This window comes from Streptomyces sp. NPDC060028, from assembly GCF_042736725.1.
In the GTDB taxonomy this organism is placed as follows: domain Bacteria; phylum Actinomycetota; class Actinomycetes; order Streptomycetales; family Streptomycetaceae; genus Streptomyces.
Genome location: NZ_JBHWVJ010000015.1, coordinates 25,103 through 39,170, shown reverse-complemented (window position 1 = coordinate 39,170; position 14,068 = coordinate 25,103). Strand labels below are relative to the sequence as shown.

The following is a 14,068-nucleotide window of genomic DNA, read 5'->3' as shown; positions in this document are numbered from 1 at the left end:
CATCGCGCCCGTCAGGCGGTGTCCGGCAGCGCCGCGTACTGGAGCGCCAGTCCGTCCAGCAGGGCCGCCAAGCCCGTGTCGAAGGCCCCTTCGTCCACCTCCCGGCGGCGCTCCGCCAAGAGGTGGGCCTGGCCCAGGTGCGGGTAGTCCGCCGGGTCGTATGCCGTCTCGTCGTTCACGAAACCTCCGGCGAACGAGGCCACCGCCGAGCCCAGGATGAAGTACCGCATCAGCGCGCCGATCCGGGTCGCCTGCGCGGGCGGCCACCCCGCCGCCGTCATGGCGCCGAACACCGCGTCCGCCAGCCGCAGTCCGGCGGGCCGCCGGCCCGGGCCGCGCGCCAGCACCGGCACGATGTTCGGGTGGTCGGACAGTGCGTCCCGGTAGGAGTGCGCCCAGTCGTGCAGCGCGTCCCGCCACTCCCGGGTGCCGTCGAACATCGACAAGTCGACCCGTGCGCTCACCGCGTCCGCGACCGCTTCCAGGATCTCGTCCTTGGTGCGGAAGTGGTTGTACAGCGAGGGCCCGCTGACCCCGAGCGCGGCCGCCAGCCGCCGCGTGGAGACCGCCTCCAGCCCCTCCGCGTCCACGAGCGAGCCCGCCGCCTCGACGATGCGGTCTCTGCTGAGGAGGGGCTTGCGCGGTCTGGCCATGCGCCACATAGTAGGGCCTGCCCGCCATAAACTACCGGTGCTAGTTAATGGCCCGGAACACGCCCGGAGGTGCCCGGTGAATCTGGAGCTGAGCGAGGAGCAGAGCGCCGTACGGCAGCTCGCCCGCGAGTTCGCCGAGCGCGAGATCGTCCCGTACGCCGCCGAGTGGGACCGCGCCGAGAGCGTGGACCGGGCCATCGTGAAGAAGCTCGGCGACCTGGGCTTCCTGGGCCTGACCGTCCCCGAGCAGTACGGCGGCAGCGGCGGCGACCACCTCGCCTACGTCCTGGTCACCGAGGAACTCGGCCGCGGCGACTCCGCCGTGCGCGGGATCGTCTCCGTCTCCCTCGGCCTGGTCGCCAAGACCGTCGCCGCCTGGGGGAGCGAGGAGCAGAAGCAGGACTGGCTGCCCCGCCTGTGCTCCGGCGAGGCGCTCGGCTGCTTCGGGCTGACCGAGCCCGGCACCGGTTCCGACGCCGGCAGCCTCACCACCCGCGCCGTGCGCGAAGGGGACTCCTACGTCATCAGCGGCAGCAAGATGTTCATCACCAACGGCACCTGGGCCGACGTGGTGCTGCTCTTCGCCCGCACCGGCGGCGAGCCCGGCCACCGCGGGGTCTCCGCCTTCCTGGTCCTCACCGACACCCCCGGCCTGACCCGCCGCGAGATCCACGGCAAGCTCGGCCTGCGCGGCCAGGCCACCGCCGAGCTCTCCCTCGACGGCGTCCGCGTTCCCGCCTCCGCGATGCTCGGCCCCGAGGGTAAGGGCTTCTCGGTGGCCATGTCCGCGCTGGCCAAGGGCCGGATGTCGGTCGCCGCCGGCTGCGTCGGCATCGCACAGGCGGCGCTCGACGCGGCCGTCTCGTACGCCGCCCAGCGCGAGCAGTTCGGCAAGCCGATCGCCCACCACCAGCTGGTGCAGGAGCTGATCGCGGACATCTCGGTCGACGTGGACGCCGCCCGGCTGCTGACCTGGCGCGTCGCCGACCTCATTGACCGCGGGCAGCCCTTCGCCACCGAGTCCTCCACCGCCAAGCTCTTCGCCTCCGAGGCCGCCGTGCGCGCCGCGAGCAACGCCCTCCAGGTACACGGCGGTTACGGCTACATCGACGAGTACCCGGCGGCCAAACTGCTGCGCGATGCCCGAGTGATGACCCTGTACGAGGGCACGAGCCAGATCCAGAAGCTGCTCATCGGCCGCGCCCGCACCGGGGTTTCGGCGTTCTGAGTACGTACGTGAGTACGTGTGCGGATGTGACCCGGCGCACCCCGCCCGATGCTGGGGCCATGAACGAGACACCGGTCAAGCAGCAGAACACGGGGGCGTACTACGGCCAGGCCGTTGCCTCCTTCGGCGTCGCGATGAGCGCGGTGGCCGTCGGCATCTACAACCTCGACACGGACGCGTGGGTGCGCGCCTTCCTCGGCATCGCCGTCCTGTACCTGACCACCTCGGCCTTCACGCTGGCCAAGGTGGTCAGGGACCGGCAGGAGGCGGGCCAGATCGTCAGCAGGGTCGACCAGGCCCGGATGGAGAAGATCCTGGCGGAGTACGACCCCTTCCAGCCGAAGCCTTAGCCCAAGGCGCCTAAGCGCTTGCTCACCCTCCGGTAAGCTGTTCATTCCTACAGGGCGAAGAGGGTGAGCGGGCGATGGACAACGCGGAGGAGACGGCCGCCGGCGGTCAGCCGTGGTCGCAGGTCACCCCCGACGCCGCGCGGCGGCTGCTCGTCGCCGCCGTCGAAGCCTTCGCCGAGCGCGGATACCACGCGACCACCACGCGTGACATTGCAGGGCGGGCCGGCATGAGCCCGGCCGCGCTCTACATCCATTACAAGACCAAGGAAGAGCTGCTCCACCGGATCAGCCGGATCGGCCACGACAAGGCCCTGGAGATCCTGGAGACGGCGGCTTCCGCACCCGGAACGGCGGCCGAGCGGCTGGACGAGGCCGTCCGCTCCTTCGTGCGGTGGCACGCGGCACATCACACCACCGCGCGGGTGGTCCAGTACGAGCTCGATGCCCTCGCTTCGGAGCACCGCTCCGAAATCGTGGCACTGCGCCGGCAGAGCGACGCCGCCGTGCGCCGCATCCTCGCCGACGGGGTCGCGCAGGGTGAGTTCGACGTCCCGGACGTGCCCGGCACCACCCTGGCCGTACTGTCCCTGTGCATCGACGTGGCCCGCTGGTTCAACGTGGCCGGGCGGCGCACGCCCGACGAGGTCGGCACGCTCTACGCCGACCTCGTCCTGCGCATGGTGGGCTCGGGTCCGCGCCCTCGGGCGTAGACCGGACGCTCAGAAGTAGTACCGCGACACCGACTCCGCGACGCACACCGGCTTCTCGCCGCCCTCGCGCTCGACGGTGACCGTGGCCGTCACCTGCACACCGCCGCCCGCCTCCGTCACCTCCGTGATCACGGCGGTGGCGCGCAGCCGCGATCCCACCGGCACCGGAGCGGGGAAACGCACCTTGTTCGTGCCGTAGTTGATGCCCATCTTCATGCCTTCGACCCGCATGATCTGCGGCACCAGGCTCGGCAGCAGCGACAGCGTGAGGTAGCCGTGCGCAATGGTGGAACCGAAGGGTCCGGTCGCCGCCCGCTCCGGGTCCACGTGGATCCACTGGTGGTCGCCGGTGGCGTCGGCGAAGAGGTCGATCCGCTTCTGGTCCACCTCCAGCCAGTCGCTCGGGCCGAGCGGCTCGCCGACCCCGGCGCGCAGCTCCTCGGCGGACGTGAAGATCCTCGGCTCGGCCATACCGCTCCCTCTCCCTGGCAATGCCTGACGAATAAGCGCTTGCTCAGCATGGTGGGACCACATGTATCTGTCAACGGACTCCCGTACGTCCGACTAGGCTCGGCGCTGTGCCGCAGATTCCCGAGAAAGTCCACGAACTGACCGTCGGCCAGCTGTCCGCCCGCAGTGGCGCGGCCGTCTCCGCGCTCCACTTCTACGAGACCAAGGGCCTGATCAGCAGCAGTCGCACCTCCGGCAACCAGCGCCGCTACACCCGGGACGCGCTGCGCCGGGTGGCCTTCGTACGCGCGGCCCAGCGCGTCGGCATCCCGCTCGCCAGCATCCGCGACGCACTCGCCCAGCTCCCCGAGGGCCGCACCCCCAACCGCGAGGACTGGGCCCGGCTCTCCGAGGCCTGGCGCGCCGAGCTCGATCAGCGCATCTCCCAACTCGGGCGTCTGCGCGATCACTTGACGGACTGCATCGCCTGCGGCTGCCTCTCGCTCGAGAACTGCGCACTGTCCAACCCCGACGACGCCTTCGGCGCCCGCCTCACCGGCTCGCGCCTCTAGTGCTGTGACCGGAAGGGTTCACCGCGTTGTCGGACCGCGCAAGTACGTCCGGTACGAGACGCGGTCCTCCGCCTTGCGATGCACCGCACCGGACACCGCGACCCGGCAAACCTCCCGGCCACAGCACCAGCTCCGCCGCCCCCGGCTCCGCGAAACACACCGCCGCCCGGTCGGGCAGCACCGTCCAGGACCGCACCCGCGCCAGGCCCCCCGCCGGATCGGGCTCGGCGGCGATGCTCGCGGGAACGAGCGCCGACTCCACCAGGTCCGCGGGGGACATCGGCGCGGCCGGCCCGTCGGCGGCGCTCCGGGCCCCGTTCAGCGACCCCACCAGCCGCCGCGCACTCACGCAGCGGCACCCGCCCCCGCGCCCCCCGCCGTCGAGTCGGCCAGCGCCGGCCTCGGCACGACGATCCCGCACCCGGCGCACAACGGCCCGTCCCAGGCCCACGCGCCCTCCCAGGCCCGGTGCCCCGAGACCGCCGCAGGCGGCCAGTGCAACTCCTGCTCCCCGCACACCGGGCAGGCCGTCCCCGGCTCCGACTCCAGAGCCGTCACCAGTCTTCGCAGCACCTCGCCCAGCGTCCCCTCCGGCCGCACCCCCGGGTCCGCGCACCGCACCACCGGGTCCCCGCTGCCGCCCCACGCCCACTCCGGCCGCCGCAGCCCGTGGTGTTTCTCCCGCCGGCGCCGCTCCGCGAACTGGCGCTCGTACTCGAGCCAGACCGCCCGCGCCTCCTCCAGCTCCTCCAGCGCCGCGACCAGCCGCAGCGGATCGGCCCCCCGGTCCTCGGGAGCGATCCCGTGCCGGTCGCACAGGTGCCACCAGGTCGCCCGGTGCCCGTACGGGGCGAACCGCTCCAGGCAGCGGCGCAGCGAATGGCGCCGCAGGGCCCGGTCGTTGCGCGCGTCGCGCACCTGGTAGGCCAGACTCCGGAAACCCGCCATCACACCTTCACCTCCGCCGTGCGCCGCGCCCGCACCCTGTGGTGTACCCGATGTGCCCAACATGCCCGGCCCGGTGTGGGCGCATGCGGGGGCGGTCGAGGCGTGCGGGTGGCACATGGCCGGAATTCAGCGCCCCATGCGCCCCGCGGCAACCACCAGCCGGGCCAGCTCCTCGTGGCAGATGTCGCTGTGCGCCCCCGAGGGCGCGCCGCCGCGCCGGACGACGGAGCCCGCGTCCACGCTGACGCATCCGGCCGCAGGCAGCCCCCCGTGCAGCGCGGTGTCGAGGGTCAGCCGCGGTGCGCCCGGCACCGCCTGGACGCCGTCGTGCCCGATCGCGCCCCACCGTTCGTCGAAGCCGAGGAGACCGGCCGAATCACCTGCCATCCGGGAGGCCAGCGGGTAGAAGACCTTGAGTGCCGAGTCGTACGGGGAATGGCAGGCGGCCACCGGTCCGTCGACCCTGGCGGCCAGCCCGCGCAGGGCGCCCCCGCTGCCCCTGGCGTGCGGCAGGCTGTCGGCGAAAGCGTAGTGGGAGAAGGCGCCTTGGAGCAGGGTCAGGGATTTCACGTTCCGCGTCCCGTCCGGCACCGCGCGCAGCGAGAAGGACACCACGCGGGCGCCGAAGCTGTGCCCGATCAGATGGATCCGCAGGGCCGGGCGGCGGCCGGACAGCTCCGCCAGCACCGGGCCGAGGCCGCGCTCGCCGACCACCCCGGCCCGCGCCTTCATCTCGTAGTAGGTCGCCTGGCGCAGCAGCTCCTTGGCGCCGTGCCACAGGGTCCGCAGACCGCCGCCGACCGAGAATCCCGCTGCTGCCGGACTCTCGGGCAGGGCGGCGCCCGCTTCGGCCAGGGCGTCGGTGAGGGCCCGGCACACCTCCAGGACGTCCGCGGTGAAGATCATCGGGACCGTGGGGTCGACCGCCGTGGCGACCGCGTCCAGCCCGGCCAGCTCCCGTACCAGGGCGCCGAACTCGGTGAAGGCCGCCACCGAATCGGGCCGCTCCTCCAGCAGTTCGGCGACCCGGTCCAGCTCGGCCCGCCGGTGCGGCCAGAAGACCGCCAGCGCCTGTCGGGTACGAGGGTCGAGGGCGGGCCCGTGGCCCGGTTCGGCGAGTGCGCCGGGGGAGTCGAAGTCCGGTATCGGCTCGTCGGAGAAGCGGATGGAGGGCCACACGACTCCCACGTACCCCAGCCGCACCCCCGAGCCCACCAGCCCCGGGAAGGGGGCGAAGAACCGGTCGAAGAGCCGTGTCGCGGTGGACCGGTCGGTGTTCCAGCCGTGCGCGAAGACCAGCAGATCGGTGGCCTCGACGCGCGAGAGCGCCTCCTGAGCGCCCCGGTCCGCGTCCCCGTCGGCATCGAACACCAGCTCGGCGTAGGGCGCGACCCCGACCCCGACCCCGGCTCCGACCCCGACCCCTGATCCGAACCCCGTACCGATGTCCGCCATGACGTCCCCCTCCACGCTCACCGGCGTACGCCTCCAGCGCAGCCAGCATCCTGCTGCCGCGCCCGCTCGGCCAGACCCGCGACGCGGTCGGTGGCGGAGCAAGTGGAGGAGGCCGGTCGGAGAAGGGAGGTTCAGTAGAGGAGGTATCGCCCGCGCACCGCCTCGAACCGCGCGAGCCCCGCCGCCCAGTCGCCCGCGATCTCCTCCACCCCGGCCCCCGCGTCCACCATCAGCCGCACCCGGTCCGAGCCCGTCAGCCGGTCGATCCACCGGTCCGCGCGCCAGGCGAAGCCGCTCCACGTCCGGCGCGCGGTGACCAGCAGGCCGATGCCGGCCCGTACCGGGTCGAAGGCCTCCCGGTCGTGCACGATGAGCCGGACCCCGCCGCACACCTTCCCGGCGTACTTGGAGAAGGACGGCGTGAAGTACGCCTCCCGGAACCACACCCCGCCCAGCCCCAGCCCGTTCGCCGCCTCCGCCCACCGCCGGTCCAGGCCCTCCGCGCCCAGCACCTCGAAGGGCGTGGTCGTCCCGCGCCCCTCGGAGAGGTTGGTCCCCTCGAACAGGCAGGTCCCGGCGTACGCGAGGGCCGTGTCCGGGGTCGGCATGTTCGGGCTGGGCGGTACCCAGGGCAGCCCGGTCGCCCCGAAGAACGACTCCCGCCGCCACCCGGACATCCCGACCACCCGCAGCCTCGCCGGGCTCCCGGCCAGGAACTCCCCGTTGAAGAGCAGGGCCAGTTCGCCCGCCGTCATCCCGTGGGCGAGCGCGATGGGCTCCCGACCCACGAAGCTCGCGTACGGGCGCTGCAGCACGGGCCCCGCGGCCCGCCGCCCGCCCACCGGATTGGGCCGGTCCAGCACCACCACCGCCTTGCCGGCCAGGGCGGCCGCGCGCATGCAGTCGTAGAGGGTCCAGATGTAGGTGTAGAAGCGCGCCCCGACGTCCTGGACGTCGAAGACGACGGTGTCGATCCCGGCCGCCGTGAAGACGTCCGCGAGCCGCTGCCCGCTCTTGTCGTACGTGTCGTACACGGGCAGTCCCGTCGCCGGGTCCCGCCCCGCGCCCTCCGAGCCGCCCGCCTGCGCCGTCCCGCGGAAACCGTGCTCGGGCCCGAACACCGCGACCAGGTCCACCCCCCGGTCCGCGTGCAGTACGTCGACCAGGTGGCGGGCGTCGGCGGTGATCCCGGTGGGGTTGGTGACGACCCCGACCCTCTGCCCGGCGAGTACGTCGTACCCGTCCGCGGCGAGCCGCTCGAACCCGGTGCGCACCCGGTCCGCCACCGCGCCGGCCTCCGCCCCGGGCGCGGCGGCGCCGGCCACCCCCAGCGCGCCCGCGGCCCCGGCCAGCCCCAGCAACCCCCGTCGCGACAGAGTCATCCGGCCAAGCTAGGTGCCGGACCCCTTCCGCAGCGACATACCGACTGGTTAGTCTGCCGTTCAGCAGCAGCCGGTGACGAGAGGTGCATCCCGTGAGCGCGTACCAGGACCAGCGAGTCGTCGTCACCGGCGCGGGAGGCGGGATCGGCGCCGCCCTCGCCCACCGTTTCGCCGCCGAGGGGGCCACCGTCGTGGTCAACGACCTCGACCCCGCCAAGGCCGCGGCCGTGGCCGACGCGATCGGCGCCCGGGCCGTCGCGGTGCCCGGCGACGCGTCGGCGATCGTGGACGAGGCCCGCGCGGCGCTCGGCGGCACGGTCGACGTCTACTGCGCCAACGCCGGACTCGCCTCCGGCGGCGACGCGTTCGCCGACGAGTCCGTCTGGGAGGCCGCCTGGGACACCAACGTCATGGCGCACGTGCGCGCCGCCAGGCTGCTGCTGCCGGACTGGCTGGAGCGGGGGAGCGGCCGCTTCGTCTCCACCGTCTCGGCCGCCGGGCTGCTGACCATGATCGGAGCGGCGCCGTACAGTGTCACCAAGCACGGCGCGCTGGCCTTCGCGGAGTGGCTCTCGCTGACCTACCGCCACCGCGGGATCCAGGTCCACGCGATCTGCCCGCAGGGAGTGCGCACCGACATGCTCACCGCCGCGGGATCGGCGGGCGAGCTGGTCCTCGCGCCGACCGCGATCGAGCCCGAAACGGTCGCGTCCGCCCTGTTCGACGGCATGGAGAAGGGCCGGTTCTTGATCCTCCCGCACCCCGAGGTCGCGGACTTCTACGCCGCCCGCGCGACCGAGCCGGACCGCTGGCTGAGCGGCATGAACCACCTCCAGCAGAAATGGGAGTCGCGTTGACGCGGTCGGCCCCCTCCTACGGCGGCGGCGAGCCCCAGCCCTCCCCGTACGCCGCCAAGCCCTGGGCCGCCCTGCTCAGTGCGGCCCAGCGGGCGCCGATCTCGCCGCCGCCCAGCGTGCTGCACGCCTTCCGCGACGCGGTGACCCGCGCCCCCGGACGCACCGCGCTGGCCTACTTCGACGGCCGGATCGGCTACGCCGAGACCGACGCCCTCTCCGACTCCGTCGCCGGTCACCTCGCCGCGCGGGGCATCGGCCGGGGCGACCGGGTCGCGGTCATGCTGCAGAACACCCCGCACTTCGTCCTCGCCGTCCTGGCCGCCTGGAAGGCCGGGGCGGTCGTCGTCCCGCTCAACCCGATGTACAAGTCGCGGGAGGTCGGGCACATCCTGCGCGACTCGGGAGCCGCCGCGCTGGTCTGCGACGGCGGCGCGTGGGCGGCGTACCTGCGCGAGGCCGCCCGCGGCAGCGACGTACGGATCGCGCTGACCGCCTGTGACCTGGATTTCCAGACGCGCGACGACGTACGGGTCCTCACGTCCGGCGGCGAACCACGGCCCGCGCACGCGGACGCCGACGCCCACGCGCACGCCGACGCCGATGCCGATGCCGACGACCTCACCGCAGTGGCCCGGGCGGGCCACCCCGCCCCGCCGGACCCGGCCCTCACCGCGGCCGACACCGCCCTCATCAGCTACACCTCGGGAACCAGCGGCGCCCCCAAGGGAGCCATGAACCCGCACGGCGCCCTCACCCACAACGCCGCCCGGCAGGTCGCCGGGCACCCCCTGGCCGAGGGCGCCGCCTACTTCGCGCTCGCCCCGCTCTTCCACATCACCGGCATGGTCTGCGAGCTCGCCGCCTGCGTCGCCAACGCCGGCACCCTCGTCCTCGCCCACCGCTTCGAGGCGGGCGTCGTCCTCGACGCCTTCCTCGAACACCGCCCCGCCTACACCGTCGGCCCGGCCACCGCCTTCATGGCCCTCGCCGCGCACCCCGCCGTCACCCCCGACCACTTCGCCTCGTTCCAGGTGATCTCCTCCGGCGGCGCCCCGCTCCCGCCCGCGCTCGTGGAACGGCTGCGCTCCGCCTTCGGCTTCTACCTGCGCAACGGCTACGGCCTCACCGAGTGCACCGCCCCCTGCGCCTCGGTCCCCGCACATCGCGAGGCGCCGGTCGACCCCGTCTCCGGCACCCTCTCCGTGGGCCTGCCCGGCGCCGACACCCTGGTACGGATCCTCGACGAGTCCGGCGCCGAGGTCCCCTTCGGCGAGAGCGGCGAGATAGCCGTCCGCGGCCCCCAGGTGGTCCCCGGCTACTGGGGCCTGCCCGCCGACACCGCCAAGGCCTTCCCGGACGGCGAACTGCGCACCGGGGACGTCGGGTTCATGGACGCGGACGGCTGGCTCTACGTCGTCGACCGCAAGAAGGACATGATCAACGCCTCCGGCTTCAAGGTCTGGCCGCGCGAGGTCGAGGACGTGCTCTACACCCACCCCGCCGTCCGCGAGGCGGCCGTGGTCGGGGTCCCCGACCCGTACCGCGGGGAGAGCGTGAAGGCGTACGTCAGCCTGCGCCCCGGGGCCAGTGCCGAGCCCGCGGAACTGTCCGCGTACTGCGCCGAGCGGATCGCCGCGTACAAATACCCGCGCCAGGTGGAGATCCTGCCTGTCCTTCCGAAGACGACCAGTGGCAAGATCCTGCGACGGGAACTGCGCGAGCGCGGCTGAAAACAGCCGTAGGGCCGTACGGCGTCCCGCAGGCACGTCCGCAAGAAGGAAGGGAAGGCGAGCGCCATGGCCGCCAAGACCAAGGAGCCCGAAGCCGCACACGAGGCACCGGTGCCGCAGCGGCTGCTGGCCGTCGCCACCAGGCTGTTCGCGGAGCGGGGCTACGACCGCACCTCGGTCCAGGAGATCGTCGAGGCGGCCGGGGTGACCAAGGGCGCGCTCTACCACTACTTCGGGTCGAAGGACGATCTGCTGCACGAGGTGTACGCGCGCATGCTGCGCCTCCAGCAGCAGCGGCTGGACGCGGTGGCCGAATCCGATGCACCCGTCGAGGAGCGGCTGCGCGCCGCGGCCGCCGACGTGGTCGTCACGACCATCGAGAACCTCGACGACGCGATGATCTTCTTCCGCTCGATGCACCAGCTGAGCCCGGAGAAGTTCAAGCAGGTACGGGCGGAGCGCCGGCGCTACCACGAACGCTTCCGGGCGCTGGTCGAGGAGGGCCAGCGCGCGGGCGTCTTCTCGACGGCCACGCCGGCCGACCTGGTGGTGGACTACCACTTCGGGTCCGTCCACCACCTGTCCACCTGGTACCGGGAGGACGGCCCGCTCACCCCGCAGCAGGTCGCCGACCACCTCGCCGACCTGCTGCTGCGGGCGCTGCGCCCCTGAGGGCCTGCCGGGGCGGTTCAGCCCAGCGGCAGGACCTTGCGGCCCCAGGTCTCCTCGGTCACCACGGCGAAGGAGATGTACCAGGCGATGCCCGCGCACAGCAGGCCGAGGAAGCCGCCGGTGTGGGTCAGGGCGGTGGCCTCGGCCAGGTCGCCGAGCGCGAGGAAGAGGAAGGTCAGCGCCAGCACGATGAACAGGGCCCGGTGCGCGAGGTCGAGGCGCAGCGCCGCGATGGACATGTAGGCGGTGAAGATGAACCAGGCCACGAGGAACCAGCCGGTGGCGACGTGCGCCTGGTCGGCGGGCAGCGTGGGGACGACGAACTTCACGTAGCCGGCGAAGGCCATCCAGAACGCGCCGTACGAGACGAACGCGGTGGTCCCGAAGGTGTTGCCGCGGCGGAACTCCAGGATGCCCGCCACGAACTGCGCGAGCCCGCCGTAGAAGAGGGCCAGCGGCAGCACGACGGCGCTGAGGGCCGCGTTCGAGATCAGGCCCGAGTTGAAGAGGCTGAGCACGAAGGTGGTCAGGGCGAACGCGGCCAGACCGAGGGGCCCGGGGTTGGCCACCTTGCCGGCGGGGGCCTGCGGTTCGGTGGCGGGCACGGTCACCGGCGCCGGGGCGGCCAGGGTGGAGCTAGGCATGACGATATGCACCTTCGGTGGGGGATGTACCGAATATATCGGACCTTCGGGGTGGTTTAGACCACCCCGAAGCCCCCTCCGTGTCAGCGATACCGCTTCAGCTCCCGGTGGGCCAGCGAGCGCTGGTGCACCTCGTCCGGCCCGTCCGCCAGCCGCAGCGTCCGCGCCGCCGCCCACAGCTCGGCCAGTGGGAAGTCCTGGCTCACCCCGCCCGCACCGTGCAGTTGCACGGCCTGGTCCAGGATCCCGACGACCGCCCGCGGGGTCGCGATCTTGATGGCCTGGATCTCGGTGTGCGCGCCCCGGTTCCCGACGGTGTCCATCAGCCAGGCCGTCTTCAGCACCAGCAGCCGCAGCTGCTCCACCGTGACCCGGGCGTCCGCGATCCAGTTCTGCACGACCCCCTGCGCGGCCAGCTCCTTGCCGAAGGCCGTACGTCCGATCGCGCGCCGGCACATCAACTCGATGGCCCGCTCCGCCATGCCGATCAGCCGCATGCAGTGGTGGATCCGGCCCGGCCCCAGGCGCGCCTGGGCGATGGCGAAGCCGGTGCCCTCCTCGCCGATCAGGTTCGCCGCCGGGACCCGGGCCCCGTCGAAGACCACCTCGGCGTGGCCGCCGTGGTCGTGGTCCTCGTACCCGTACACCGTCATCGCCCGGCGCACCTCCACGCCGGGGGTGTCGCGGGGGACCAGGATCATCGACTGCTGGCGGCGCGGGTCGGCGCCGTCCGGGTCGGTCTTGCCCATCACGATGAAGATCTTGCAGTCCGGGTTCATGGCCCCGGAGATGAACCACTTGCGGCCGGTGACCACGTACTCGTCGCCCGCACGCTCGATCCGCGTCTCGATGTTCGTCGCGTCCGAGGAGGCCACCTCGGGCTCGGTCATCGCGAAGGCCGAACGGATCTCGCCCGCCAGCAGCGGGTGCAGCCACTGCTTCTTCTGCTCCTCGTCCGCGAACTGGGCGAGCAGCTCCATGTTCCCGGTGTCCGGGGCCGCGCAGTTGGTGGCGGTCGGGGCCAGGTGCGGGCTGCGGCCGGTGATCTCGGCCAGCGGGGCGTACTGCAGATTGGTCAGCCCGGCGCCGTACTCCGCGTCCGGCAAGAAGAGGTTCCACAGGCCCTGGCGGCGCGCTTCGGCCTTCAGTTCACCGAAGACGGCCGGGGTGTCCCAGGGCGAGGCCAGCCGTGCGCGCTGCTCGGCGGCGACGGGTTCCGCCGGGTAGACGTACTCCACCATGAACGCGAGGAGCCGCTCGCGGAGTTCCTCGGTACGGGCGTCGAATGCGAAGTCCATGGGTGGCTGCCTCAGTTTTCCTGGAGTCCTTGGCGTTCATGAAGAGTGGTCAGACCGTGCTCGATGAAGACCGGCACCAGCTCGCCGATCCGGTCGAAGCCGGCCCCGACGGTCTGCCCGAGCGTGTACCGGTAGTGGATGCCTTCGAGGATCACCGCGAGCTTGAACCAGGCGAAGGCCGTGTACCAGGCGATCGACGAGGTGTCCCGGCCGGAGCGGGCGGCGTAGCGCTCGATCAGCTCCGCGGGCGCCGGATGCCCCGGGGCTCCGCTCGTCGTGCTGACCGGGGAGTCCTTCAGCCCCAGGTCGGAGCTGTACATCACCAGCAGCCCGAGGTCCGTCAGCGGATCGCCGAGCGTGGACATCTCCCAGTCCAGCACCGCACGGATGGTGTCGGGACCGGACGGGGATCCGCCGATCAGCACGTTGTCGAGCCGGAAGTCCCCGTGCACCACGGTGGGGGCGGGGGAGTGGGGCAGCGTCCGGCCGAGCGCGCCGTGCAGCTCGTCGATGCCCGCCAGCTCCCGGCCCCGGGAGGCCGCGAGCTGCTTGCCCCAGCGGCGCAGCTGCCGGTCCAGGAAGCCGTCCGGGCGCCCGAAGTCGCCCAGGCCCACCGCCTGCGGGTCCACCGCGTGCAGCTCGACCAGCGTGTCCACCAGGCCCAGCACGGCCCGCCGGGTGCGCTCGGGGCCGAGGGCCGCGAGCTGCCCGGCCGTCCGGTACGGCACCCCGTCCACGTACTCCATGACGTAGAACGGCGCCCCGAGCACCGCCTCGTCCTCGCACAGCAGGACCGGCTCGGGCACCGGCACGGCGGTGCCGTGCAGCGCCTCGATGACCCGGTGCTCGCGCCGCATGTCGTGCGCGGTGGCCAGCACGTGGCCGAGCGGGGGCCGGCGCAGCACCCAGCGGGCGGCGCCGTCGGTGATCTCGTACGTGAGGTTCGAGCGGCCGCCCTCGATCAGCCGGCCGCTCAGTGCCCCGGCCACGAGTCCCGGCCGCGCGGCGTCGAGATGGCCGCGCAGCCGCTCCAGATCGAGTCCCCGCGGATCGTCCGGGGCTGAGGTCATGGTGGGCGCCTCCGTACTGAGTCGATGGTGTCTACGAGCCATCATGCCG

At 72.8% G+C, this 14,068-nt stretch carries 15 protein-coding genes; 7 read left to right on the top strand and 8 right to left on the bottom strand.

Annotated features, from left to right (window positions below):
- Positions 1-11: 11 nt before the first annotated feature.
- Positions 12-653 (bottom strand): TetR/AcrR family transcriptional regulator, encoded by a 642-nt coding sequence (locus tag ACFWBF_RS10690; RefSeq protein WP_385224064.1) that lies wholly within the window; start codon positions 651-653, stop codon positions 12-14.
- 76 nt (positions 654-729) lie between these two features.
- Here ACFWBF_RS10690 and ACFWBF_RS10685 point away from each other — a divergent pair, with 76 nt between their 5' ends.
- From ACFWBF_RS10685 to ACFWBF_RS10675, 3 genes are all read left to right on the top strand, one after another.
- Entirely contained in the window at positions 730-1,881 is a 1,152-nt protein-coding gene (locus tag ACFWBF_RS10685; RefSeq protein ID WP_385598373.1) for an acyl-CoA dehydrogenase family protein, read from the top strand.
- 59 nt (positions 1,882-1,940) lie between these two features.
- Positions 1,941-2,231 (top strand): YiaA/YiaB family inner membrane protein, encoded by a 291-nt coding sequence (locus ACFWBF_RS10680; protein ID WP_385598370.1) that lies wholly within the window; start codon positions 1,941-1,943, stop codon positions 2,229-2,231.
- Positions 2,232-2,305: 74 nt separating this feature from the next.
- On the top strand, positions 2,306-2,941 hold the full coding sequence (locus ACFWBF_RS10675) for a TetR/AcrR family transcriptional regulator (protein WP_385598367.1): 636 nt from the start codon (positions 2,306-2,308) through the stop codon (positions 2,939-2,941).
- Positions 2,942-2,950: 9 nt separating this feature from the next.
- Here ACFWBF_RS10675 and ACFWBF_RS10670 read toward each other — a convergent pair whose 3' ends face one another.
- The gene (locus ACFWBF_RS10670) at positions 2,951-3,412 is read right to left on the bottom strand and encodes a MaoC family dehydratase (RefSeq protein WP_385598364.1); all 462 of its coding nucleotides are present in this window, start codon (positions 3,410-3,412) and stop codon (positions 2,951-2,953) included.
- 107 nt (positions 3,413-3,519) lie between these two features.
- Between ACFWBF_RS10670 and soxR the strand changes: the two genes are divergently transcribed.
- Positions 3,520-3,963: a redox-sensitive transcriptional activator SoxR gene (gene soxR / locus ACFWBF_RS10665; protein WP_385224054.1), complete on the top strand. Its 444-nt coding sequence runs from the start codon at positions 3,520-3,522 to the stop codon at positions 3,961-3,963.
- 345 nt (positions 3,964-4,308) lie between these two features.
- Here soxR and ACFWBF_RS10660 read toward each other — a convergent pair whose 3' ends face one another.
- The 3 genes from ACFWBF_RS10660 to ACFWBF_RS10650 all read right to left on the bottom strand — a co-directional run bounded on the left by ACFWBF_RS10660 (position 4,309) and on the right by ACFWBF_RS10650 (position 7,748).
- Entirely contained in the window at positions 4,309-4,911 is a 603-nt protein-coding gene (locus ACFWBF_RS10660; protein ID WP_385598361.1) for a hypothetical protein, read from the bottom strand.
- Positions 4,912-5,037: 126 nt separating this feature from the next.
- Positions 5,038-6,381 carry a serine-threonine protein kinase gene (locus ACFWBF_RS10655; RefSeq protein WP_385598539.1) on the bottom strand — a complete coding sequence of 448 codons (1,344 nt, stop codon included), beginning with the start codon at positions 6,379-6,381 and terminating at the stop codon, positions 5,038-5,040.
- A gap of 116 nt (positions 6,382-6,497) precedes the next feature.
- Positions 6,498-7,748 (bottom strand): exo-beta-N-acetylmuramidase NamZ domain-containing protein, encoded by a 1,251-nt coding sequence (locus tag ACFWBF_RS10650; RefSeq protein ID WP_385598358.1) that lies wholly within the window; start codon positions 7,746-7,748, stop codon positions 6,498-6,500.
- A gap of 92 nt (positions 7,749-7,840) precedes the next feature.
- Here ACFWBF_RS10650 and ACFWBF_RS10645 point away from each other — a divergent pair, with 92 nt between their 5' ends.
- The 3 genes from ACFWBF_RS10645 (at position 7,841) to ACFWBF_RS10635 (ending at position 11,007) form a co-directional block, all read left to right on the top strand.
- Positions 7,841-8,605 carry an SDR family oxidoreductase gene (locus ACFWBF_RS10645; RefSeq protein ID WP_385598355.1) on the top strand — a complete coding sequence of 255 codons (765 nt, stop codon included), beginning with the start codon at positions 7,841-7,843 and terminating at the stop codon, positions 8,603-8,605.
- Positions 8,590-10,335: an AMP-binding protein gene (locus ACFWBF_RS10640; RefSeq protein ID WP_385598352.1), complete on the top strand. Its 1,746-nt coding sequence runs from the start codon at positions 8,590-8,592 to the stop codon at positions 10,333-10,335. The genes ACFWBF_RS10645 and ACFWBF_RS10640 overlap by 16 nt, the downstream gene beginning before the upstream one ends.
- A gap of 66 nt (positions 10,336-10,401) precedes the next feature.
- Entirely contained in the window at positions 10,402-11,007 is a 606-nt protein-coding gene (locus ACFWBF_RS10635; RefSeq protein ID WP_385598349.1) for a TetR/AcrR family transcriptional regulator, read from the top strand.
- 17 nt (positions 11,008-11,024) lie between these two features.
- Here the strand turns inward: ACFWBF_RS10635 and ACFWBF_RS10630 are convergent, their stop codons facing one another.
- From ACFWBF_RS10630 to ACFWBF_RS10620, 3 genes are all read right to left on the bottom strand, one after another.
- On the bottom strand, positions 11,025-11,651 hold the full coding sequence (locus tag ACFWBF_RS10630) for an acetate uptake transporter (protein ID WP_385598346.1): 627 nt from the start codon (positions 11,649-11,651) through the stop codon (positions 11,025-11,027).
- Positions 11,652-11,734: 83 nt separating this feature from the next.
- Positions 11,735-12,949, bottom strand: a complete 1,215-nt coding sequence (locus ACFWBF_RS10625; protein ID WP_385598343.1) for an acyl-CoA dehydrogenase family protein — start codon at positions 12,947-12,949, stop codon at positions 11,735-11,737.
- Positions 12,950-12,960: 11 nt separating this feature from the next.
- Positions 12,961-14,019, bottom strand: coding sequence for a phosphotransferase family protein (locus ACFWBF_RS10620; RefSeq protein ID WP_385598340.1), 1,059 nt, complete (start codon positions 14,017-14,019; stop codon positions 12,961-12,963).
- Between the last annotated feature and the right edge of the window lie 49 nt (positions 14,020-14,068).

Excerpts from the sequence above, each read along its gene's own strand:
- ACFWBF_RS10680 (WP_385598370.1), top strand. The coding sequence starts at position 1,941 with ATGAACGAGACACCGGTCAAGCAGCAGAACACGGGGGCGTACTACGGC.
- ACFWBF_RS10620 (WP_385598340.1), bottom strand. The coding sequence starts at position 14,019 with ATGACCTCAGCCCCGGACGATCCGCGGGGACTCGATCTGGAGCGGCTG.
- ACFWBF_RS10640 (WP_385598352.1), top strand. The coding sequence starts at position 8,590 with ATGGGAGTCGCGTTGACGCGGTCGGCCCCCTCCTACGGCGGCGGCGAG.
- ACFWBF_RS10635 (WP_385598349.1), top strand. The coding sequence starts at position 10,402 with ATGGCCGCCAAGACCAAGGAGCCCGAAGCCGCACACGAGGCACCGGTG.
- ACFWBF_RS10630 (WP_385598346.1), bottom strand. The coding sequence starts at position 11,651 with ATGCCTAGCTCCACCCTGGCCGCCCCGGCGCCGGTGACCGTGCCCGCC.
- ACFWBF_RS10670 (WP_385598364.1), bottom strand. The coding sequence starts at position 3,412 with ATGGCCGAGCCGAGGATCTTCACGTCCGCCGAGGAGCTGCGCGCCGGG.
- ACFWBF_RS10625 (WP_385598343.1), bottom strand. The coding sequence starts at position 12,949 with ATGGACTTCGCATTCGACGCCCGTACCGAGGAACTCCGCGAGCGGCTC.
- ACFWBF_RS10675 (WP_385598367.1), top strand. The coding sequence starts at position 2,306 with ATGGACAACGCGGAGGAGACGGCCGCCGGCGGTCAGCCGTGGTCGCAG.
- ACFWBF_RS10650 (WP_385598358.1), bottom strand. The coding sequence starts at position 7,748 with ATGACTCTGTCGCGACGGGGGTTGCTGGGGCTGGCCGGGGCCGCGGGC.
- ACFWBF_RS10660 (WP_385598361.1), bottom strand. The coding sequence starts at position 4,911 with ATGGCGGGTTTCCGGAGTCTGGCCTACCAGGTGCGCGACGCGCGCAAC.
- ACFWBF_RS10690 (WP_385224064.1), bottom strand. The coding sequence starts at position 653 with ATGGCCAGACCGCGCAAGCCCCTCCTCAGCAGAGACCGCATCGTCGAG.